The organism is Streptomyces scabiei 87.22 (assembly GCF_000091305.1).
In the GTDB taxonomy this organism is placed as follows: domain Bacteria; phylum Actinomycetota; class Actinomycetes; order Streptomycetales; family Streptomycetaceae; genus Streptomyces; species Streptomyces scabiei.
Window position 1 is genome coordinate 4,453,732 of the sequence record NC_013929.1, and the last position, 19,985, is coordinate 4,473,716.

Here is a 19,985-nt window from a genome sequence, read left to right on the forward strand (position 1 = left end):
TCACCGGCCCTACTTGTCGATGTCCCCGACCACGAAGAACAGCGAGCCCAGGATCGCCACCATGTCGGCCACCAGGGTGCCCGGCAGCAGTTCGGTGAGGGCCTGGATGTTGTTGTACGAGGCGGAGCGGAGCTTGAGGCGGTACGGGGTCTTCTCGCCCTTGCTGACGAGGTAGTAGCCGTTGATGCCGAGCGGGTTCTCGGTCCAGGCGTAGGTGTGGCCCTCGGGCGCCTTGAGGACCTTCGGCAGCCGCTGGTTGATCGGGCCGGGCGGCAGGTCGGCGATCCGGTCGAGGCAGGCGTCGGCGAGGGCGAGGGCGTTGTGGGTCTGCTCCAGCAGGCACTCGAAGCGGGCGAGGCAGTCGCCCTCCTCCCGCGTGACGACCTTCAGGACGTCCTGGAGTTCGCCGTACGCCAGGTACGGCTCGTCGCGCCGCAGGTCGAGGTCGACGCCGGAGGCGCGGGCGATCGGGCCGCTGACGCCGTACGCGTGCACGGCCTGCGGGGAGAGGACGCCCACGTCACGGGTACGGCCCCGGAAGATCTCGTTGCCGAGGACCAGGTCGTCAAAGACGCCCATCCGGGAGCGGACGTCCGCGACCGCCGTACGCGCGCGTGCCGTCCAGCCGGCCGGGAGGTCCTCCTTGAGGCCCCCGACGCGGTTGAACATGTAGTGCATGCGCCCGCCGGAGATCTCCTCCATGACGTTCTGCAGCTCCTCGCGCTCCCGGAACGCGTAGAAGACCGGAGTGATGCCGCCCAGCTCCAGCGGGTAGGAACCGAGGAACATCAGGTGGTTCAGGACCCGGTTCAGCTCGGCGAGGAGCGTACGCGTCCAGACCGCGCGCTCGGGCACCTCCATGCCGAGCATGCGTTCGACACCGAGGACGACGCCGAGCTCGTTGGAGAAGGCGGAGAGCCAGTCGTGGCGGTTGGCGAGCATGATGATCTGGCGGTAGTCGCGCGCCTCGAACAGCTTCTCCGCGCCCCGGTGCATGTAGCCGATGACCGGCTCGGCGTGCTGGATGCGCTCGCCGTCGAGGACGAGCCGCAGCCGCAGCACACCGTGGGTGGACGGATGCTGCGGGCCGATGTTGAGCACCATGTCCGTGCTCTCGGCGGCACCGCCGATACCGACCGTCGTCTCTCGGGTCTCCGTCGGGGGAGTCATGGACACAGTCTGTCGTACGTACGCTGACGGAATGGAGACGGGGACCTTGGAGAACGGCGCCGGTCGCGCGGACGGCGAACCGGTCTGGACGGGACTGCCGCGCGGGCTGCTGCGGATGAGGCGGCTGTTGCTGGTGGTGTGGCTGGTACCGCTCACGATCGCCGCGGCCGTGCTGCCGGGCCGGCTGGCGGGCCCGCCCTGGGCGGCGTGCGCGCTGCTGCCGCTGGGCGCGCTGCTGTGGGGCTGGCCGATGATCGGCCGCAACTGGCGGTCCTGGCGGTACGCCGAACGCGCCGACGACCTGCTGATCAGCCGGGGAGTGCTCTGGCGGGAGGAGACCGTGGTGCCGTACGGGCGGATGCAGCTGGTCGAGGTGACCTCGGGGCCGGTGGAACGGCACTTCGGCCTGGCGAGCGTCCAGTTGCACACGGCCGCGGCCGCCTCGGACGCCCGTATACCGGGCCTCGAACCGGCCGAGGCCGAACGCCTGCGCGATCATCTGACCCAGCTGGGCGAGGCCCGATCGGCGGGGCTGTGACGGTGCCGGCGCGGGACGCGCACGAGACGCCCCGTGGCGACCGGCCGGAGGACGGGGCGGAGGACGCCGGTGGGGCGGCGGGCACGGCGGACGGCGGGGAGGCCATGGAGCTGAGCGGCGGTGGCGTGGACGGGGCGCCGGCGGTCGTCGAGCACCGGCTGCATCCGGTGACGCCCCTGCGGCGGGCCTGGGCGCCCGTGGCGGTGCTGATCGGCTGGGCCGTGCACGATCCGGACGGGGCGCAGCGCAATCTGATGCGGCTCGACACCACGACCCTGCTGATCGCGCTCGGCGTGTTCATCCCGGCCGCCGCCCTGTACGGGTTCCTGACCTGGTGGTTCACCCACTTCGCGGTGACGGACAGCGAACTGCGCATCCGTACCGGCCTGTTGTTCCGCCGCACCGCCCACATCCGCCTCGAACGCATTCAGGCCATCGACGTCACCCGACCGCTGCTGGCCCGGATCGCGGGGGTCGCCAAGCTCAAGCTGGACGTCGTGGGCACCGACAAGAAGGACGAGCTGGCCTACCTCGGCGAGGCGCACGCGGGCGCGCTGCGGGCCGAACTCCTCGCCCGGGCCGCCGGTTTCGCGCCGGAGACCGCGCACGAGGTCGGCGAGGCTCCCGTGCGGCAGCTGCTCAGGGTCCCGGCGGGCGTGCTGGCCATGTCCCTCGTCCTGACCGGCGCCACCTGGGGGACCCTGGTGGCCGCGGTCGTCGTGCCGTCCGTGCTGTGGTTCGCCACGGAGAGCGTGTGGACCGTCCTCGCGACCGCGCTGCCGCTGCTCGGCGCCGCCGGGGCGAGCAGCGTGGGGCGGTTCGTCGGGGAGTACGACTGGACGGTCGGCGACTCCCCCGACGGGCTCCGCATCGACCACGGGCTGCTCGACCGGGCCCACGAGACGGTGCCGCCCGGCCGCGTGCAGACCGTCCGTGTCGTCGAGCCGCTGCTGTGGCGGCGCCGCGGATGGGTCCGGGTCGAGCTGGACGTGGCCGGCTCCTCGAACTCCGTGCTCGTGCCGGTCGCGCCGCGCGAGGTGGCCGAGGCGGTGATCGCGCACGTGCTGCCCGGGGTGAGCGTGCCGGACTCGGTGGCGCTCGTCCGCCCGCCGGACCGGGCCCGGTGGTGCGTGCCGTTCTGGTGGCGGGGGTACGGACTCGCCGTCGGCGACGCGGTGTTCGCCGCGCGGCACGGGCTGCTGCGGCGCCGGCTCGACCTCGTCCCGCACGCGAAGGTGCAGAGCGTGCGGCTGGCGCAGGGGCCCTGGCAGCGGTACCACGGGCTCGCCGACGTCCATGTCGACACCGGCGCCTCCAAGACCGTGACCGCGCGGCTGCGGGACGCGGGCGAGGCGGCTGAGCTGCTGCGGGCCCAGGCGGAACGATCCCGCACGGGGCGGCGGGAGGCCCTGCCGGACCGCTGGATGGCGTGAGTCCGGGACGGAGGCGGACGACACGTGGGGCGCCCGGCGGCTGATGCCGGGCGCCCCACGGGGACCAGTGCCGCGACGCGGTCGCTGGTCCTTCGTCGCGGGTCCTTCGTCGCTGGTCGCTGGTCGCTAGGAGGCCGCGGTGCGCAGGCCCTTCAGGTCGATCTGCTCCGTCTCGTCGTGGGCCGTGAGGTCGATGACCTGGCCGACACCGCGGGACGCCTCGTCGGCCGGCTTGAACCGGGCCTCGGACTCGGCCTTGTGGAGCGCGAGGGCCTCCTGGCCGACCACGTCGGCGAGGTCCTCGTTCTGCACGGCCTCCAGTGCGTCCGCGCCCTTCTGCGTACCGAAGAAGTCGAACCCGCCCTCGACGGCGGCCCGCCGCTGCGGCGTGGCCGGCACGACGGCCACAGCGGTGGGCACCGTGAAGTGACCGGCCGGCGGGAGCGCGGGCAGCGCCCGCCCCGACGGCTCCACCCGTGTCAGCTCCCCCGCCCCCGTCGAGGGGGCCGGAGCGGTGACCGCGGGTACGGGGTCGGCGGCCGCGCGTTCGTGTCCGCGGACCGCCACGGACTTCCCCGTCGCGTCGTCCTCCTCCGCCGTGAGCACCGCGGCGGTGTCCTGTGCCGGCCCGGCGGAACGTCCCTGCCGGGTCCCTCCGCCGGTCGGCCCGTCCGGATCGCCCTCGGGCCAGGGCCCCTTGGGCGCACCGCCCTTCGGCGCCCGGTCCTCGGCGGGCGCTTCGCCGACCGTCCCGCCCGGCACGGGCGCGTCGGCGCCGGCCTTCGTGGTGCCGGCGGGCTCGGGCTCCTGCTCGGGCTCGGGCCCTGCCTCCTGCTCGGGCTCGGCGGCGTTCTCCCCTGCGGCAGGGGCGCCTTCGGCCTCCGCGTCGGCGGGCGCTGCCGCCTCGTTCGGGACCTGGGCGGCCCGGGACTCGGGCTCAAGGGTGGCCTCGGACACCGGCTCGGGCTCGGCGACGGCCTCGGGCTCCGTGGGGGCCTCGGACTCGGGCTCCGTGGTCGCCTCGGGCCCGGTCATGTCCGCGGTCCCGACCTCGGCCTCGGGCCGCTCGTCGCCCTCGGACACGGACTCGATCCTGGTCTCGGCCTCGGTCTCGGCGTCGCCGGTGGTCCCGGCCTCGCCGGTGGTCCCGGCCTCGCCGGTGGTCCCGGCCTCGCCGGTGGTCTCGGCGCCCTCTTCCCGGTCCTCGGCCGAGCCCCGCTGGGTGATGATGCGGTCCAGCGCCGAGTTGGCGCGCAGGAAGAGCCCGGACCCGGACGGCGAGAACACCGGGGCACCCGCCGACTTCTCCCCGGTGCCTTCGAGGGGCCCTTCCCCGGCCCCGGAGTCCGCCTCGTCCGTCCCGGCGGCGATCAGCGCCTCCTCGTCGGCCGGTTCGGCACCGGCGGCCTCGTTGGCGCCGTCCGTCGCGTCCCCGTCGGCCGCCGGACCGCCCGCACCCGCCCCGGCCGGGGCAGCCACAGCCCCGTCGTCCGGCGCGTCCTCGGACGCGTCCTCCGACGCACCCGACTTCGCGGCCTTCGCGGTCTTGGCCGCCTCCACCGCTTCCACCGCTTCCGCAGCCTTCGCGGCGGCCTTGGAGGCCGTCTCCCACGAGGCCCACGGCGCCCCCGCCGCCGGAACGCCCTGCGGCGGCACCGGCGATGCCTCGGCCGCCGGGCGCGCCTTGTCCTTGTCGCTCCCGCCCGCGTCCTCACCCGCACCGGCCGCCGGCAGCTCCCGCGCCTCCTCCGGGGCCGTCGCCTCGATCTCCAGCAGGCGGCGGCCCTCCAGGGCGCTGGCCCGCTCGGTCTCGGCGGTGGCGTAGCGGCGCAGCAGCGCGGCGTGTTCGTTGCGCAGGCCCGCGAGTTCGGTGCGCTTGGCCCGGAGCTTGTGCTCCAGCTTGGTCCGCAGCTCACGCGACTCGTCGAGGTCGGTCTCCAGCTCGGCGATCCGCTCCTCGTGACGCCACTCGTCACTCGCCCGCGCGCGCGTGAGGTCGGCGACGCGTTTGCCCGCCTCGACGTCCCAGCGGCGCATCACCGCCGCGCCCACGGCCGCGGTCGCCGCCGCGATGGCGGCGGTGACCCGGAGCACGGACGGCTCGGAGAACACCCAGGGCCCGAGGGCGCAGACGAGCGAGACGCCGGCGATAGCCGTGGGGGGCAGCAGCCTGTGCAGAGGAGGTGAATGGCGGTGACGTCCACGTGGCATGGCCAGAAACTTACCGCGCGTAGGCGAATGATGGTGGCCCGGGCCGTAAAAACTCAGCCGTCCCTCTCACCTCTCACAAGCCCTCACAAGCTCCCTCACCGCCGGTGCACCAATGCGTCCACCGGCAACTCCTCTGTTGGATCAACCTCATTGAATCCGCATACGTCTTGGCCACATCTGACGCTCCCCTCCGGCCGGTGAATTCCGTCGAATTGCCGGCGCTCCCGCCGCCCCCTGCGCGCCCCGGCCCGCACGCCCCTCACCGGTCGCTCAGCCGCCCGCTCATCCACTGCAGAGTCGCCGGGATCTCCCGCCGCCACGTGTTGAAGTTGTGTCCGCCGCTGTCGAGGATGATCGACGAGATCCGTGTCGGCCGCTTCTTCTCCGCCAACTCGATGAACTCCGACGTGGTCCTGAAGTCGGTCTCTCCCTGTTTGCTGCTGGTGACCAGCAGAGAGGTGTCCGGCGCCGGCCTGTGCCGGAGATACCAGAAGAGATCCGCCTCGTTCCGCAGCGTCTTGTCGCCGTGGAAGAGATCACCGGTCGTCGGGTCGTGCGGGGCCGCGTAGTACGGCGAGAGGCCCGCCCCGGCGGCGTACACCCGGGGGTGGTGCATGGCCAGTTTCAGCGCACAGTAGCCGCCGGTGGAGTCGCCGACGATCCCCCAGCTGCCGGGCTTCCTGCCGACCCTGTAGTGGTGTCCCACGGCGTCCGGCAGGTCCCGGGCGAAGAACGACTCGGCCGGCGGGCCTCCGGGGACGTCCACGCACTCGGTGTCGCGCGGCGGTGCCACGGTCGGCCGCAGCATGACCAGGATCATCGGCTGGGCGGCGCCCTCGCGGGCCAGCCCGTGGGCCGTCCGCGGATAGTGGAGGCCCTTGACGAGCGCCTCGGCGGTGCCGGGGTAGCCGGTGAGGACCACGACGGCCGGAAAGGTCCGGGTGCGGTACCGGGCCTGGAAGTACTCCGGCGGCAGATACACGTAGGCGGGGGTGGCGATCCGGGTCGTACGGCCGGCGATCTCGACCTTCTGGATCTGGCCGCCGACCTGGGGGCGCTCGCCCCCGGTCACGTCCACCGGCCGGGTGCCGACGACCCGCAACGGACCGCCGCCGGTGCCGGCGCCGTCGTGGTCGACGACCACCCCCTGGCCGGTCTCCCGGCCGAGGAGGTCGGCCCAGCTGGCGTAGAACCCGAACGCCTGGTTCGCGACGAGGCCGACACAGGCGAAGAGGGCGATCTGCGTGGCCAGCAGCGCGGCGACCCGGCCGCCGACCGCGCGCCAGCCGCGGCGGGCCAGTCCGGGCCACAGCCACACCGTGCCGACGAACAGCAGCACGGCGGACAGAACCGCCAGGAACAGCACGTTGTTGCTCGTAAGACCCATCGGGTTGTCCCCTGCCGACCTTTCTTTCCTTACCTTTGGCTTTCCTTGGGTTCAGCTTTCCGTTGGAGAGTGAACCTCGCTCGCCACGGCACCGTCCTAGAGGGCGCAATGTCGCCGGATGCCGGAAAGGCGCCGGATCCAAGCTCACTCGCGGAACAATGGGATGCGATGTCTGTCAGGACAGATGGGGAAAAGTCGGGCGAGGTTCCGGTTCGTCCGGACCACCTCCCGGTGAGCGCCGCCGGGCGCGGATACGGCGCCGTGCGCGGCGCGCTGCGCGGGCCGCGCCCCGAGGCCGTGCCCGCCCTGGTCGCCAGGGCCTGCACGCTGGTCGGGCTGGTGGACATCGCCGCGGGGGTGTTCCCGCGCTTCCGCTACAGCCGGATGCACGCCCTGGCCGAGGTGCTTCCCGGCGCCCTCGGCCCGTTCGCGGCGGCCCTCTCCCTGAGCGTGGGCGTCCTGCTGCTCCTGCTCGCCCACGGCCTGCGCCGGCGCAAGAGGCGGGCCTGGCGCGCGGCCGTGGTCCTGCTGCCAGCCGGGGCGATCGCCCAGTTCACCTACCGTCACTCGCTCGTCGGTGTCCTCGTCTCGGTCGCGCTGCTCGTCCCGCTCCTGCGCCACCGCGAGGAGTTCCGCGCCCTGCCCGACCCGACCAGCCGCTGGCGGGCCCTGGCCAACTTCGTGCTGATGGGCGCGGGTTCGATCCTCCTCGGCCTGCTCGTCGTCAGCGCCCACCCGCACCGCATGGTCGGCGACCCGAGCCTCGCCGACCGGCTGGAACACGTCATCTACGGCCTGTTCGGCTTCGAGGGCCCGGTCGGCTACCTCGGCAACACCTCCTGGACGGTGGCCTTCTCGCTCGGCGCCCTCGGCCTGCTGACCGCGATCACCACCGTCTACCTGGCCTTCCGCCCCGAGCACCCGGCGGCCCGCCTCACCGCCGACGACGAGGCCCGGCTGCGCGCCCTGCTGGACCGGCACGGCGGCCGCGACTCGCTCGGCCACTTCGCGCTCCGCCGCGACAAGGCGGTCGTCTTCTCCCCCAGCGGCAAGGCGGCGGTCACCTACCGCGTGGTCTCCGGCGTGATGCTGGCCAGCGGCGACCCGATCGGCGACGTCGAGGCATGGCCCGGCGCGATCGAACGGTTCATGGACGAGGCCAAGGCCCACTCCTGGACCCCCGCCGTCATGGGCTGCTCGGAGACGGGCGCCGAGGTGTGGACCCGCGAGACCGGTCTCGACGCCCTCGAACTGGGCGACGAGGCGGTGGTGGACGTCGCGGATTTCTCCCTGGCCGGACGCGCGATGCGCAACGTGCGTCAAATGGTGAAGCGCATCGAGCGGCTCGGTTACGAGACCCGGGTCCGGCGCGTCCGTGACCTCGGCGAGGCCGAGCTGGAGCGGATCCGGCGCGCCGCCGAGGACTGGCGCGGTACCGACACCGAGCGGGGCTTCTCCATGGCACTCGGCCGCGTCGGCGACCCGGCCGACGGGGACTGCCTCATCGCCACCGCCCACCGGGCCGACGAGACCCCCGGGGCGTACGGCGACCTGAAGGCCGTGCTCCACTTCGTGCCCTGGGGCCCCGACGGCGCTTCCCTGGACCTGATGCGCCGCGACCGCTCGGCGGATCCCGGTATGAACGAGCTCCTCATCGTCGCGGCCCTGGAGGCGGCCCCCCGCCTCGGCGTCGAGCGGGTGTCCCTGAACTTCGCGATGTTCCGCTCGGCCCTGGCGCGCGGCGAGAAGATCGGCGCGGGCCCGGTGCTGCGCGCGTGGCGCGGACTGCTGGTCTTCCTGTCCCGCTGGTTCCAGATCGAGTCCCTGTACAAGTTCAACGCGAAGTTCCGCCCCCGCTGGGAGCCGCGCTTCGTCGTCTACGCCGCCTCGCGCGACCTGCCCCGCATCGGCCTCGCCGCGATGCAGGCCGAGGGCTTCGTCCAGCTCGCCCTCCCCCGCTTCCTGCGCCTGCGCGCGAAGACCCACCGGCCGTGCGCCCACACGGTGGCGGAGCACGGCGTGGGCGAACAGAACGTACGGGCGGCCTAGGGCCGTGCCGGCGGACCCGGACGCACGAGGAAACCCGGACGCGCGAGCGCCGGACGGCTTCGGCTCGGGTCGGGGCCGCCGGCGCCGTGGGCCTAGGCTTGACGCATGAGCATGCAGAACGGGCGCGGCCGGGTGGCCGGAATGCCCGTGTGGGACCGTTGCGCGGTCATGGGGGTCGTCAACGTCACCCCCGACTCGTTCTCCGACGGCGGCCGCTGGTTCGACACCACGGTGGCCGTCAAGCACGGCCTGGACCTGGTCGCGGAGGGCGCGGACCTGGTGGACGTGGGCGGAGAGTCGACCCGCCCCGGCGCGGCCCGGGTCGACGAGGCGGAGGAGCTCCGCAGGGTCGTCCCGGTCGTCAGGGGCCTGGCCTCCGAGGGCGTGACCGTCTCCGTGGACACCATGCGCGCCTCCGTGGCCGAACAGGCGCTCGCCGCCGGCGCCGCCCTCGTCAACGACGTCAGCGGCGGCCTCGCCGACCCCGCGATGATCCCGGTGGTCGCCGAGGCGGGCGCCCCCTTCGTGGTGATGCACTGGCGCGGCTTCCTGGAGGGCGGCAACGTCCGCGGCGTCTACGAGGACGTCGTCGCCGAGGTGACGCGGGAGCTGCACGCGCGCGTGGAGGCCGTCCTGGAGGGCGGTGTCCGCGCGGACCGTGTCGTCGTCGACCCGGGACTCGGGTTCTCCAAGGACGCCGAGCACGACCTCTCCCTCCTCGCCCACCTCGACCGGCTGCTCGGCCTCGGCCACCCCCTGCTGGTGGCCGCGTCCCGCAAACGATTCCTCGGCCGGGTGCTGGCGGGCCCGGAGGGCGCCCCGCCGCCGGCGCGCGAGCGGGACGCCGCGACCGCCGCCGTGTCGGCCCTGGCCGCCCGGCAGGGCGCCTGGGCGGTCCGGGTGCACGAGGTGCGCGCCACCGCCGACGCGGTCCGCGTGGCCCGCGCCGTCGAAGGGGCCCGGGAGCGGTGAGCGCTCCCCACACCGACGTCGAACAGGTCGAACTCGCCAACCGGGCCTTCTACGAGGCCATGGAACAGGGCGACTTCGAGACGCTCTCCTCGCTCTGGCTGGTCCCGGCCGACGTGGGCGTGGACGAGGAGTACCACGACCCCGCCGAGACGGGCGTGATCTCCTGCGTGCACCCCGGCTGGCCGGTGCTGACCGGGCGCGGCGAGGTGCTGCGGTCGTACGCGCTGATCATGGCGAACACGGAGTACATCCAGTTCTTCCTCACCGACGTGCATGTGTCGGTCACCGGGGACACCGCGCTCGTCACCTGCACCGAGAACATCCTCAGCGGCGCTCCGGCGCCGGACGGCAGTGACGAGCTGGGGCCGCTCGTGGGCCAGCTGGTGGTGGCCACGAACGTGTTCCGGCGCACGTCCGACGGCTGGAAGCTCTGGTCGCACCACGGCTCCCCGGTGCTGACCGAAACCGATGAGGACGAGAGCGAGGACACACCCTCCTGACGGGGTAGGCGGTCCACCCGGGTCCACGTGCGTGAGCGTTGTCGTCGCTCGCAGGTAGATTCGAAGGTGGCCGGTGTGCCGACCGCGTACGGACGACACGGACGAGGCGGGTGGCACCGGCCGTTCCCGACGACTGCAGGAGTGATTCGCGTGGATCGTGTCGCGCTGCGTGGCCTCAGGGCCCGTGGACACCACGGGGTGTTCCCGCACGAGCGCGAGGAGGGCCAGACCTTCGTGGTGGACCTCACGCTCGGCCTGGACACCCGGCCCGCCGCCGCCGACGACGACCTGGCGAAGACCGTGCACTACGGGATCGTGGCGGAGGAGGTCGTCGCCCTCGTGGAGGGCGAGCCGGTGAACCTCATCGAGACGCTCGCCGAGCGCATCGCCCGCGCGTGCCTCGCGCACGAGGGGGTCCAGGAGGTCGAGGTCGCCGTGCACAAGCCGAACGCGCCGATCACCGTCCCCTTCGACGACGTGACCGTCACCATCACCCGGAGCCGAGCATGACCGCGTCCTTCACCGCGGGTCAGAGCGACCCGACCGTACAGCCGGTGCCCGCCTCCGTCGTGCGGAAGGTGGACGAGGCCGACTCGACCCTGCACAACCCCCGCCGGGCGGTCCTCTCCCTCGGCTCGAACCTGGGCAACCGGCTGGAGACCCTCCAGGGCGCCATCGACGCGCTGGAGGACACGCCGGGCGTCCGCGTCAAGGCCGTGTCGCCGGTGTACGAGACCGAGCCGTGGGGGGTGGCGCCGGGCAGCCAGCCCTCGTACTTCAACGCGGTCGTCGTCCTGAAGACCACCCTGCCGCCCTCCTCGCTGCTGGAGCGGGCCCAGGCCGTGGAGGAGGCGTTCCACCGGGTGCGGGACGAGCGCTGGGGGCCGCGCACGCTGGACGTCGACATCGTGGCGTACGCGGACGTCGTCTCCGACGACCCGCTGCTCACCCTGCCGCATCCGCGCGCGCACGAGCGGGCCTTCGTCCTCGTCCCCTGGCACGACGTCGACCCCGACGCCCTGCTGACGGGCCGCGGCCCGGTCGCCGCGCTCCTCGACGGTGTCGCCCGCGAGGGCGTGACGCCCCGCGCCGACCTGGAACTCCACCTGCCCGCGTAGTCGTTAAGGTCTACCGGGTCGGGACATCCCCGACGCCGCCGCATCGGGCTCGTCGAAGGGGCATCGTGAAAGAGCTGCGCATCAGGACGCTGGCCGCGGTGTTCGTGGTGGCGGGGGTGCTGTCCTGGGCCGGGGCCCGGCTGTGGAACTCGCTGGACACGCTGCCGAGCGTCCCGCTGGCCGCGCCCATCGTGCTCGCCCTGATCGCCGCCGTCCTGACGGCCACCGCACTGTCCCTGCGCAACCGGCTCAAGGCCCAGCGCGAGCGCCGGCCGGGCGCCAAGGGCGTGGAGCCCCTGATGGCCGCCCGCGCGGTCGTCTTCGGCCAGGCCAGCGCCCTCGTCGCCGCCCTCGTCGCCGGGATGTACGGCGGGGTCGGGATCTTCCTCCTGGAGTCCCTGGACGTCCCGGCCCGCCGCGACCAGGCCATCTACGCCGGGTTCTCGGTCCTCGCGGGCATCGCCGTCATAGTGGCCGCCTTCTTCCTGGAGCGCGTCTGCAAGCTCCCGGAGGACGACGACACGGGCGGCGGGGCGGCCCGGGCGACGTAGAGCGACCCGTCCCCGAAGGGCCCGCGGGTCAGCGGGCCATGATCAGGCTCATCGCCTCGTTACGGGTGGCCGCGTCCCGCAGCTGGCCGCGCACGGCCGACGTGATGGTCTTCGCGCCGGGCTTGCGGATGCCCCGCATCGACATGCACATGTGCTCGCACTCCACGACCACGATCACCCCGCGCGGCTCCAGGATCTCCATCAGCGAGTCGGCGATCTGCGTCGTCATCCGCTCCTGCACCTGCGGCCGCCGGGCGTAGACGTCCACGAGCCGGGCCAGCTTCGACAGACCGGTGATCTTTCCGCTGGTCGACGGGATGTACCCGACGTGCGCGACACCGCGGAAGGGCACCAGGTGATGCTCGCAGGTGCTGTACACCTCGATGTCCTTCACGAGCACCATCTCGTCGTGCCCGAGGTCGAAGGTCGTGGTCAGCACGTCCTCCGGCTGCTGCCACAGCCCCGCGAAGATCTCCTGGTACGCCCGCGCCACCCGCGCCGGCGTCTCCTTGAGCCCCTCCCGGTCGGGATCCTCGCCGACCGCGATCAGCAGCTCCCGTACGGCGTTCTCGGCGCGCTTCTCGTCGAACTCGCCGATGGCGCCGCCACCGTCCAGCGTCACGGGGTCGGTCATGCTGTGCCTCGCTCCTGGGCCGAGCCTGCGACGCGCACGGCCACGCGTCTCATTTTTTCGGCCATGTTCCGGTTATACGAAAATGCCGTGCCCCCCAGGCTAGAACCTGGGGGGCACGGCATCCATTCCGGGCCTGGTGAGGAATCCGGGCCGGAAGCCGGGGCTCCCGGTGGCCGGTTCTCACCGGGTGGTGCGTCAGCTCTCCGCGTTCTCCTCCGGAGTCGCGTCGACGGGCGCCTTGGTGGTGATCGCCGGCGTCGCGCCGTTCGCGCCGTTCGTCAGTGCCAGCTCCCGGGGGGAGAGCACGGGCGGACGGGTGGAGGGGGTGCGGCGGGAGGAGCCGGTCCACGCGGGCCGGGGCGGACGCTTGACGATGGGGGCGAAGATCTCGGCGATCTGCTCCTTGCCCAGCGTCTCCTTCTCCAGCAGCTGGAGCACCAGGTTGTCGAGGACGTCGCGGTTCTCGACCAGGATCTCCCAGGCCTCGTTGTGCGCGTTCTCGATGAGCTTCTTGACTTCCTCGTCCACCAGGGCGGCGACCTCTTCCGAGTAGTCGCGCTGGTGACCCATCTCACGTCCGAGGAACGGCTCCGAGTTGTCGCCGCCGAACTTGATGGCGCCCAGACGCTCCGTCATGCCGTACTGGGTGACCATCGCACGGGCCAGGCCGGTGGCCTTCTCGATGTCGTTCGAGGCGCCCGTGGTCGGGTCGTGGAAGACCAGTTCCTCGGCGGCGCGGCCACCCATCATGTAGCCGAGCTGGTCGAGCATCTCGTTACGGGTGGTCGAGTACTTGTCCTCGTCCGGCAGCACCATCGTGTACCCGAGGGCGCGGCCCCGGGACAGGATGGTGATCTTGTGGACGGGGTCGGAGTTCGGTGAGGCCGCCGCGACCAGGGCGTGACCGCCCTCGTGGTACGCGGTGATCTTCTTCTCCTTGTCCGACATGATCCGGGTCCGCTTCTGCGGGCCCGCGATCACACGGTCGATCGCCTCGTCCAGCATGTGGTTGTCGATCAGCTTCTTGTCGCTGCGGGCCGTCAGGAGCGCGGCCTCGTTCAGGACGTTGGACAGATCGGCACCCGTCATACCGGGGGTGCGGCGGGCGACGGCGCCGAGGTCGACGTCGGGCGCGACCGGCTTGCCCTTCTGGTGGACCTTCAGGATCTCCAGACGGCCCTGCATGTCCGGGCGGTCGACGGCGATCTGACGGTCGAAGCGGCCCGGGCGCAGCAGCGCCGGGTCGAGGATGTCCGGGCGGTTCGTCGCGGCGATGAGGATCACACCGCCCTTGACGTCGAAGCCGTCCATCTCGACGAGCAGCTGGTTCAGCGTCTGCTCGCGCTCGTCGTGACCACCGCCGAGGCCGGCGCCGCGGTGGCGGCCGACCGCGTCGATCTCGTCGACGAAGACGATCGCCGGGGCGTTCGCCTTGGCCTGCTCGAAGAGGTCACGGACCCGGGAGGCACCGACACCGACGAACATCTCGACGAAGTCGGAACCGGAGATCGAGTAGAAGGGGACGCCCGCCTCACCGGCGACGGCACGCGCCAGCAGCGTCTTGCCCGTACCGGGCGGGCCGTAGAGCAGCACACCCTTGGGGATCTTGGCGCCGACGGCCTGGAACTTGGCCGGCTCCTGCAGGAACTCCTTGATCTCATGGAGTTCCTCGACCGCCTCGTCCGCACCGGCGACGTCGGAGAACGTCGTCTTCGGGGTGTCCTTGGTGATGAGCTTGGCCTTGGACTTCCCGAAGTTCATGACCCGGGAGCCGCCGCCCTGCATCTGGTTCATCAGGAACAGGAAGACGACGACGATCAGGACGAAGGGGAGCAGGGACAGCAGGATGCCGACGAAAGCGTTCTGCTTGGTCGGGGAGACCGTGTAGCCGTCGGGGATCTGCTTGTTCTGGAACTTGTCCTGCAGGGTGTTGGCGAGGGTGACGCCCTGGTCGCCGATGTAGCTCGCCTGGATCTTCGAGCTGTCCTCGATCTTCTGACCGTCCTTGAGCTGCACCTTGATGAGCTGCTCTTCGCCGGTGGTCAGCTTGGCTTCTTTGACCTTGTTGTCATTGATCGCCTGGACCACCTGGCCGGTGTCCACCGTCTTGTAGCCGCCGGACGAGCCGACGACCTGCATCAACACGACCACGGCAAGGACGGCCAGCACGATCCACATGACTGGCCCACGGAAGTATCGCTTCACGTCCATCCATACGGAGCGGTGCCGCCCCGTCCCTCCTGCCATAGTGAGTTTGATAAAAGACTGTTCTTCGGACGGTACCCCAGCATTGTCACCCGAAGCCGCAGGGGACTGCTCGCAATCCCGTCCACGCATGCTCCAACGGCGCGAAACCCGCTGGGGTTCCCGAGCGTCTTACCGGGGTTGCTCAGCCGCCGTAGACGTGGGGCGCGAGCGTACCGACGAACGGGAGGTTGCGGTACTTCTCGGCGAAGTCGAGGCCGTAGCCCACGACGAACTCGTTGGGGATGTCGAAGCCGACCCACTCCACGTCGATGGCGACCTTGGCGGCGTCGGGCTTGCGCAGCAGGGTGCAGATCTTCAGGGACTCGGGCTCGCGGGAGCCGAGGTTGGAGATCAGCCAGGACAGGGTCAGGCCCGAGTCGATGATGTCCTCGACGATCAGGACGTGCTTGCCCTTGATGTCGGTGTCGAGGTCCTTGAGGATCCGCACCACACCCGAGGACTGGGTGCCCGCGCCGTAGGAGGACACGGCCATCCAGTCCATGGTGACCGGGGTGGACAGCGCCCGCGCGAGGTCCGCCATGACCATGACCGCGCCCTTGAGCACTCCGACGATCAGCAGGTCCTTGCCCGCGTACTCCGCGTCGATCTTCGAGGCCAGCTCGACGAGCTTCGCGTCGATCTCTTCCTTGGTGATGAGCACCTCTTTGAGGTCGGCACCCATGTCTTTCGCGTCCACCCGCATCACTTTCGGTCGGTCGTCCCAGGGCCGCTCCCGGACGCGCACACCCCGTGCGGGGGGTTCGGGGCCCTGCACGAGGGCCCCTTCGGCGTCCGGATTCAGCCTTGCCGAATCACCAGTCTGCCACCCTGGCGCTGGGCGACGACCCGGCCGGGGAGATTGATGGCCCCCTGACCGCGCCATCCGGTGATGAGCCGGTCGACCTCCTCGATGTGCCGGGCGAAGAGGGAACCGGCCGGGGCACCGGCCTCGATCGCGACCCGGCGCAGGATCCGGCGGCGTACGGCGGGCGGCAGGGCGTAGAGCTTCGCGCACTCCAGCAGGCCGGCGGCGTCCCGGACGCCGGGCTCGGCCTGACGGGCCCAGGTGTCGAGGGCGTCGGCGTCGTCCCGGGACAGCTGGGCCGTACGGGCGAGGGCCTCGACGACACCCTTGCCGAGCGCCTTCTCCAGGGCGGGCAGCCCCTCGTGGCGGAGCCTGGACCGGGTGTAGGCGGGGTCGGTGTTGTGCGGGTCGTCCCACACGGGCAGCGACTGGACCATGCATGCCTTGCGGGCGGTCTGCCGGTCGAGCTGCAGGAACGGCCGGCGGTAGCGGCCGTCGGCCCCCGAGACCGCGGCCATGCCGGACAGGGAGCGGATGCCGGAGCCCCGGGCGAGACCGAGCAGGACGGTCTCGGCCTGGTCGTCGCGGGTGTGGCCGAGCAGGACGGCGGCGGCTCCGTGGCGTTCCAGCGCGGCGTCGAGGGCGGCGTAGCGGGCGTCCCGGGCGGCGGCCTCGGGGCCGCCGTCGCGGCCGACGGTCACGGCGACGGACTCGGCGGGGTCCAGGCCCAGTTCGCGCAGGCGCAGGACGACTTCCTCGGCGCGCAGGTCGGAGCCGGGCTGCAGGCCGTGGTCGACGGTGATGCCGCCGGCGCGGACGCCCAGCTTGGGCGCCTCGAACGCGAGGGCGGAGGCGAGGGCCATGGAGTCGGCGCCGCCGGAGCACGCCACGAGCACGAGCGGCCGCTCGTCGCCGGTGGTCCCGGGGCGCGGGACACCCGGGCGCGCGGACGCGCCGCGCCTGACGTCGATGGGCACGACCGCGGGCGGGCCGGCCACGGGGGGCGCGGACGCCGGTCGTGCGCCCGTGGGCGACGGCGCGCCGGCGGTCGCGCGGGCGGGCGCGTGCGGGGCGTCGTGGGTGTCGAGTTCGGTGAGGAGGTCGTGGAGTACGCGGCGGACCGCCAGGCGTATCGCCGCGACCGCGGGGTGGGGACCCATGTCCGGTTCCCTTCATGAAGTTGTCGGGAGGTGAGCCCGAGTTCAGTCACTCAGCGTGTGTAGATGGTGACAGAACCGGGCCGTTCCCCGAGCATTGCACGCCTACCCTTCGCTCACGGTCCCTCGGACGGGTGATTGGAGGTGCGTTCGCCTGCCGTCGGCCGGTTTCGCCCACCCCGCTCACGCGTGGCTCACGACTCCGCCTTGCGGTGCACCCTGGCGACCCAGTCCGCCGGTTTGGCGATCTCCGCCTTGGTCGGCAGGGTGTTCGGGGAGGTCCACACGCGGTTGAAACCGTCCATGCCGACCTGTTCGACGACCGCCCGTACGAACCGCTCGCCGTCCCTGTACTGCCTGAGCTTGGCGTCCAGGCCGAGCAGCTTGCGCAGGGCCTGGTCCAGGCGGGAGGCGCCCTTGGCGCGCCGTTGCTGGAACTTCTCGCGGATCTCCGCGACCGAGGGCACGACGGCCGGGCCGACGCCGTCCATCACGAAGTCGGCGTGGCCCTCCAGGAGGGACATGACGGCGGTCAGCCGACCGAGGATCTCGCGCTGCGCGGGGGTCTGCACCAACTCCACGATCGAGTGACCGTCGTCGCCCACCTCTCCCTCGGGCCGGCCACCCGCGAGTGACTGGGCGGCCTCCCGGATGCGCTCCAGGAAGGTCGTGGGGTCGACCTCGGTCTCGGCCAGGAACGACTGGATTTCGCCCTCCAGGTGGTCCCGCAGCCAGGGGACCGCCGTGAACTGGGTCCGGTGGGTCTCCTCGTGCAGGCAGACCCAGAGGCGGAAGTCGTGCGGCCGCACGTCCAGTTCGCGTTCCACGTGCACGATGTTCGGCGCGACGAGAAGCAGCCGGCCACCGCCGTTCTCGCCCGCCGGGAGTTCGCGGGTCGCCGGGGCGAACGTCTCGTACTGGCCGAGGACCCGGGAGGACAGGAACGACAGGAGCATGCCCAGCTCGACGCCCGTGACCTTGCCACCGACCGCGCCGAGGACGGCCCCGCCCGGGGTGCTGCCGCGACGTTCCTGCATCTTCTCCAGCAGCGGTTTCAGCAGTTCCCGGAAGCCGGCCACGTTGGCCCGGACCCAGCCGGGCCGGTCCACGACCAGCACGGGGGTGTCGTCGCCGGTGTCGGGCAGCATCCGCGTGAAGGCGCGGACGTGCTCCTCCGACGCCCTCGCGTGCCGGCGGAGCTCGGCGACGATGGCCCTGGCCTCGTCGCGGCTCACCTCGGGGCCCGGCCGCACGAGCCGGGTCGCGGTCGCCACCGCGAGATTCCAGTCGACCATCTCGGCACCACCGATACGAGTCATGTCGTCAACCGTACGTGAGCGCTGCCGCTGGGGGCAGGCCGTGGGGTGAGGGTGCGTGAGGGCCGGTGGGTACGTGCGGGTCGGTGGGGGTTCTCGCGCCCACGCGGCGGAGCCGCACGTCGACTCTGCCCCGCGCCCCTGAGAGCACGGGGCTTCGCCCCTGCTCTCCCCGGCCTCAGCGGCAGCCGCAGTTCGCCAGCGTGGAGGTGGCGTCGGTCAGGGCCTTCTTGGCGAGGTCGGTGTCGGCCAGGTCCGTCTCCGTGGCGAGGAACGCGAAGGCGAGCAGCCGGCCGTCGGCGTCGACGACCGTGCCGGCGAGGGTGTTCACGTTGCTCAGGGTGCCGGTCTTGCCGCGGACGACGCCGGTTCCCATGGCGTCGCCGGGGTAGCGGCTCCGCAGGGTGCCGGTGAAGCCGGCGACGGGCAGGCCGGTGAGGACGGTCCGGAGTTCGGGGTGGGCGGGGTCCGCGGACCTGGCCAGGAGGGCGGTGAGGAGGTCCGGGGTGAGCCGGTTGCCCCGGCTCAGGCCGCTGCCGTCCGCGAACGCGACCCCCGCGAGGGGCAGTTCGAGCTTCTTCAGCGCGCTCTTGATGGCCGCCGCGCCGCCGTCGAAGCTGGGCTTCCCGTCCGTCGCGAGCGCGACCTGGCGGGCGAGGGCCTCGGCGATGTCGTTGTCGCTGTGGGTGAGCATGCGCTCGACCAGGGTCGTCAGGGGCGGCGAGGAGACCGCGGCGAGTTCCGCGGCGTCCTTCGGGGCCCGGGCGGAACCCTCGGTCCGCGTGCCGATGCCCCGTTCCTCCAGGAGGTCCGCGAACGTGGCGGTCGCGGCCGCCGCCGGGTCCGGGTCGCGGTCCGCGCTGCCGCTGGAGGAGTCGTTGAGGCGGGCCTCGTCGGCCATGAGCGGGACGACCAGGGCGAGATTGCCGTTCCGGCCGATGGTGTGCTGCTCGGGGCCCTCGTAGAGGGAGGTGTCGTAGGTGAGTGTGATCTTCTTGAGGTGACGCTTCTCCAGGGCGGCGGCCGTCTTGTCGGCGAGGGTACGCAGGCTCGCGTAGCCGCCCGTGTCCTTGTGGGCCGTGAGGGTGGGATCGCCGCCGCCGACGAGGACGGCCTCGGCGGAGCCGGGTGCCAGGACCACGCGGGTCTCGATGCGGTGGTCGGGGCCGACCGCCGAGAGGGCCGCGACGGCCGTGGCGATCTTGGTCGTGGAGGCGGGGGTCAGGGCGTCGTCCGCGTTCTGGGCGTACAGCCGTTCGCCGGTCTTGACGTCGACGACGGCGGCCGCGCGGCGGGGGCCCAGGACGGGCGCCTTCAGGAAAGGGTCGAGGGCGGCGGCCAGGGCGCCGGCCTCGGGCAGGGAGTTCGCGCCGGAGGCGCCGTCCACACCGGCCAGCACGGCGGGGGCGCTCGGCGCGGGCTTGGGCGCCCCTGCCGTGCCGGACGACCGCCCCGAGCCGCGTCCGTGATCTGCGCCACCCTGACGGGCCCCCGATGCGGCCCGGTCGCGCTCGGCCGTACGCTGACCGGAGGAGTCCCAGGGTCCGGCGGCGGTCACCGCCCCGGCCGAGAGCACCAGCCCCAGGGTGGCCGCGCCGGCGGTGAACTGGAGGGTCGTGAGCTTCTTCGTGCTCCCCGCGAGCTGCGAAGAGCGTGCCGTGACGGCGCTCGTGACGCGTTCGACGCCGGGTTTCACCACCCGTGCGACGCGCGCGGCACCGGGCCGTACGGCGCGCGTGACGCGCGCGATCCCCGGTTTCACGCTGTGCGCGACCCGCGCCACATGCGGTCTCGCGGCCCGCCAGACCTTCGGCTCCCGCACGACCACCAGCCCCTTTCGCGATCACCCACCTGCGTGAGGGACACTTAACCACCAGAACTATGTGTTGATCATGGA

General features: G+C 72.4%; 17 protein-coding genes. 8 read left to right on the plus strand and 9 right to left on the minus strand.

Features of this window, described 5'->3' with window-relative positions; all coding sequences use genetic code 11:
* Positions 1 to 9: 9 nt before the first annotated feature.
* Positions 10 to 1,170 (minus strand): NADH-quinone oxidoreductase subunit D, encoded by a 1,161-nt coding sequence (locus SCAB_RS18860; protein WP_041669368.1) that lies wholly within the window; start codon positions 1,168 to 1,170, stop codon positions 10 to 12.
* A 31-nt stretch (positions 1,171 to 1,201) separates the two neighbouring features.
* On the opposite strand from SCAB_RS18860, the gene SCAB_RS18865 reads away from it, so the two are divergent.
* A complete protein-coding gene (locus SCAB_RS18865; RefSeq protein ID WP_013001669.1) occupies positions 1,202 to 1,708 on the plus strand; it encodes a PH domain-containing protein in 507 nt (168 codons plus the stop codon).
* A complete protein-coding gene (locus tag SCAB_RS18870; protein ID WP_013001670.1) occupies positions 1,705 to 3,141 on the plus strand; it encodes a PH domain-containing protein in 1,437 nt (478 codons plus the stop codon). The genes SCAB_RS18865 and SCAB_RS18870 overlap by 4 nt, the downstream gene beginning before the upstream one ends.
* Before the next feature lie 126 nt (positions 3,142 to 3,267).
* On the opposite strand, the gene SCAB_RS18875 is transcribed toward SCAB_RS18870, so the two are convergent.
* Positions 3,268 to 5,352, minus strand: coding sequence for a coiled-coil domain-containing protein (locus SCAB_RS18875; protein WP_231885068.1), 2,085 nt, complete (start codon positions 5,350 to 5,352; stop codon positions 3,268 to 3,270).
* A 259-nt stretch (positions 5,353 to 5,611) separates the two neighbouring features.
* On the minus strand, positions 5,612 to 6,739 hold the full coding sequence (locus SCAB_RS18880) for an alpha/beta hydrolase (protein WP_013001672.1): 1,128 nt from the start codon (positions 6,737 to 6,739) through the stop codon (positions 5,612 to 5,614).
* A gap of 168 nt (positions 6,740 to 6,907) precedes the next feature.
* Between SCAB_RS18880 and SCAB_RS18885 the strand changes: the two genes are divergently transcribed.
* From SCAB_RS18885 to SCAB_RS18910, 6 genes are all read left to right on the plus strand, one after another.
* Complete coding sequence (locus tag SCAB_RS18885) at positions 6,908 to 8,788, plus strand: phosphatidylglycerol lysyltransferase domain-containing protein (RefSeq protein WP_231885071.1); 1,881 nt, start codon at positions 6,908 to 6,910, stop codon at positions 8,786 to 8,788.
* A gap of 105 nt (positions 8,789 to 8,893) precedes the next feature.
* Entirely contained in the window at positions 8,894 to 9,760 is an 867-nt protein-coding gene (gene folP, locus SCAB_RS18890; protein ID WP_037726200.1) for a dihydropteroate synthase, read from the plus strand.
* Positions 9,757 to 10,260, plus strand: coding sequence for a nuclear transport factor 2 family protein (locus SCAB_RS18895; protein WP_013001675.1), 504 nt, complete (start codon positions 9,757 to 9,759; stop codon positions 10,258 to 10,260). Before folP ends, SCAB_RS18895 begins: the two co-directional genes overlap by 4 nt.
* Positions 10,261 to 10,410: 150 nt before the next feature.
* Positions 10,411 to 10,770 carry a dihydroneopterin aldolase gene (folB, locus tag SCAB_RS18900; RefSeq protein ID WP_013001676.1) on the plus strand — a complete coding sequence of 120 codons (360 nt, stop codon included), beginning with the start codon at positions 10,411 to 10,413 and terminating at the stop codon, positions 10,768 to 10,770.
* A complete protein-coding gene (gene folK, locus SCAB_RS18905) occupies positions 10,767 to 11,378 on the plus strand; it encodes a 2-amino-4-hydroxy-6-hydroxymethyldihydropteridine diphosphokinase (protein ID WP_013001677.1) in 612 nt (203 codons plus the stop codon). Before folB ends, folK begins: the two co-directional genes overlap by 4 nt.
* A 65-nt stretch (positions 11,379 to 11,443) precedes the next feature.
* Positions 11,444 to 11,929: a DUF3180 domain-containing protein gene (locus SCAB_RS18910; RefSeq protein ID WP_013001678.1), complete on the plus strand. Its 486-nt coding sequence runs from the start codon at positions 11,444 to 11,446 to the stop codon at positions 11,927 to 11,929.
* A gap of 28 nt (positions 11,930 to 11,957) precedes the next feature.
* Here SCAB_RS18910 and folE read toward each other — a convergent pair whose 3' ends face one another.
* From folE to dacB, 6 genes are all read right to left on the minus strand, one after another.
* Positions 11,958 to 12,563 carry a GTP cyclohydrolase I FolE gene (gene folE, locus SCAB_RS18915; RefSeq protein ID WP_013001679.1) on the minus strand — a complete coding sequence of 202 codons (606 nt, stop codon included), beginning with the start codon at positions 12,561 to 12,563 and terminating at the stop codon, positions 11,958 to 11,960.
* A gap of 195 nt (positions 12,564 to 12,758) precedes the next feature.
* Positions 12,759 to 14,774, minus strand: coding sequence for an ATP-dependent zinc metalloprotease FtsH (gene ftsH, locus SCAB_RS18920; RefSeq protein ID WP_037726195.1), 2,016 nt, complete (start codon positions 14,772 to 14,774; stop codon positions 12,759 to 12,761).
* 178 nt (positions 14,775 to 14,952) lie between these two features.
* Entirely contained in the window at positions 14,953 to 15,513 is a 561-nt protein-coding gene (hpt, locus tag SCAB_RS18925; protein WP_013001681.1) for a hypoxanthine phosphoribosyltransferase, read from the minus strand.
* A gap of 95 nt (positions 15,514 to 15,608) precedes the next feature.
* Positions 15,609 to 16,775 carry a tRNA lysidine(34) synthetase TilS gene (gene tilS, locus SCAB_RS18930; RefSeq protein ID WP_013001682.1) on the minus strand — a complete coding sequence of 389 codons (1,167 nt, stop codon included), beginning with the start codon at positions 16,773 to 16,775 and terminating at the stop codon, positions 15,609 to 15,611.
* 191 nt (positions 16,776 to 16,966) lie between these two features.
* Positions 16,967 to 18,091: a zinc-dependent metalloprotease gene (locus SCAB_RS18935; protein ID WP_013001683.1), complete on the minus strand. Its 1,125-nt coding sequence runs from the start codon at positions 18,089 to 18,091 to the stop codon at positions 16,967 to 16,969.
* 175 nt (positions 18,092 to 18,266) lie between these two features.
* Complete coding sequence (dacB, locus tag SCAB_RS18940) at positions 18,267 to 19,916, minus strand: D-alanyl-D-alanine carboxypeptidase/D-alanyl-D-alanine endopeptidase (RefSeq protein WP_013001684.1); 1,650 nt, start codon at positions 19,914 to 19,916, stop codon at positions 18,267 to 18,269.
* Positions 19,917 to 19,985: the final 69 nt, after the last annotated feature.

What these genes read in the sequence shown, in the direction of transcription:
- SCAB_RS18860 (WP_041669368.1), bottom strand. Translation starts at nt 1,170, where the DNA reads ATGACTCCCCCGACGGAGACCCGAGAGACGACGGTCGGTATCGGCGGT.
- SCAB_RS18865 (WP_013001669.1), top strand. Translation starts at nt 1,202, where the DNA reads ATGGAGACGGGGACCTTGGAGAACGGCGCCGGTCGCGCGGACGGCGAA.
- SCAB_RS18875 (WP_231885068.1), bottom strand. Translation starts at nt 5,352, where the DNA reads ATGCCACGTGGACGTCACCGCCATTCACCTCCTCTGCACAGGCTGCTG.
- SCAB_RS18880 (WP_013001672.1), bottom strand. Translation starts at nt 6,739, where the DNA reads ATGGGTCTTACGAGCAACAACGTGCTGTTCCTGGCGGTTCTGTCCGCC.
- SCAB_RS18885 (WP_231885071.1), top strand. Translation starts at nt 6,908, where the DNA reads ATGTCTGTCAGGACAGATGGGGAAAAGTCGGGCGAGGTTCCGGTTCGT.
- folP (WP_037726200.1), top strand. Translation starts at nt 8,894, where the DNA reads ATGAGCATGCAGAACGGGCGCGGCCGGGTGGCCGGAATGCCCGTGTGG.
- folK (WP_013001677.1), top strand. Translation starts at nt 10,767, where the DNA reads ATGACCGCGTCCTTCACCGCGGGTCAGAGCGACCCGACCGTACAGCCG.
- folE (WP_013001679.1), bottom strand. Translation starts at nt 12,563, where the DNA reads ATGACCGACCCCGTGACGCTGGACGGTGGCGGCGCCATCGGCGAGTTC.
- ftsH (WP_037726195.1), bottom strand. Translation starts at nt 14,774, where the DNA reads ATGGACGTGAAGCGATACTTCCGTGGGCCAGTCATGTGGATCGTGCTG.
- hpt (WP_013001681.1), bottom strand. Translation starts at nt 15,513, where the DNA reads ATGCGGGTGGACGCGAAAGACATGGGTGCCGACCTCAAAGAGGTGCTC.
- tilS (WP_013001682.1), bottom strand. Translation starts at nt 16,775, where the DNA reads ATGGGTCCCCACCCCGCGGTCGCGGCGATACGCCTGGCGGTCCGCCGC.
- SCAB_RS18935 (WP_013001683.1), bottom strand. Translation starts at nt 18,091, where the DNA reads ATGACTCGTATCGGTGGTGCCGAGATGGTCGACTGGAATCTCGCGGTG.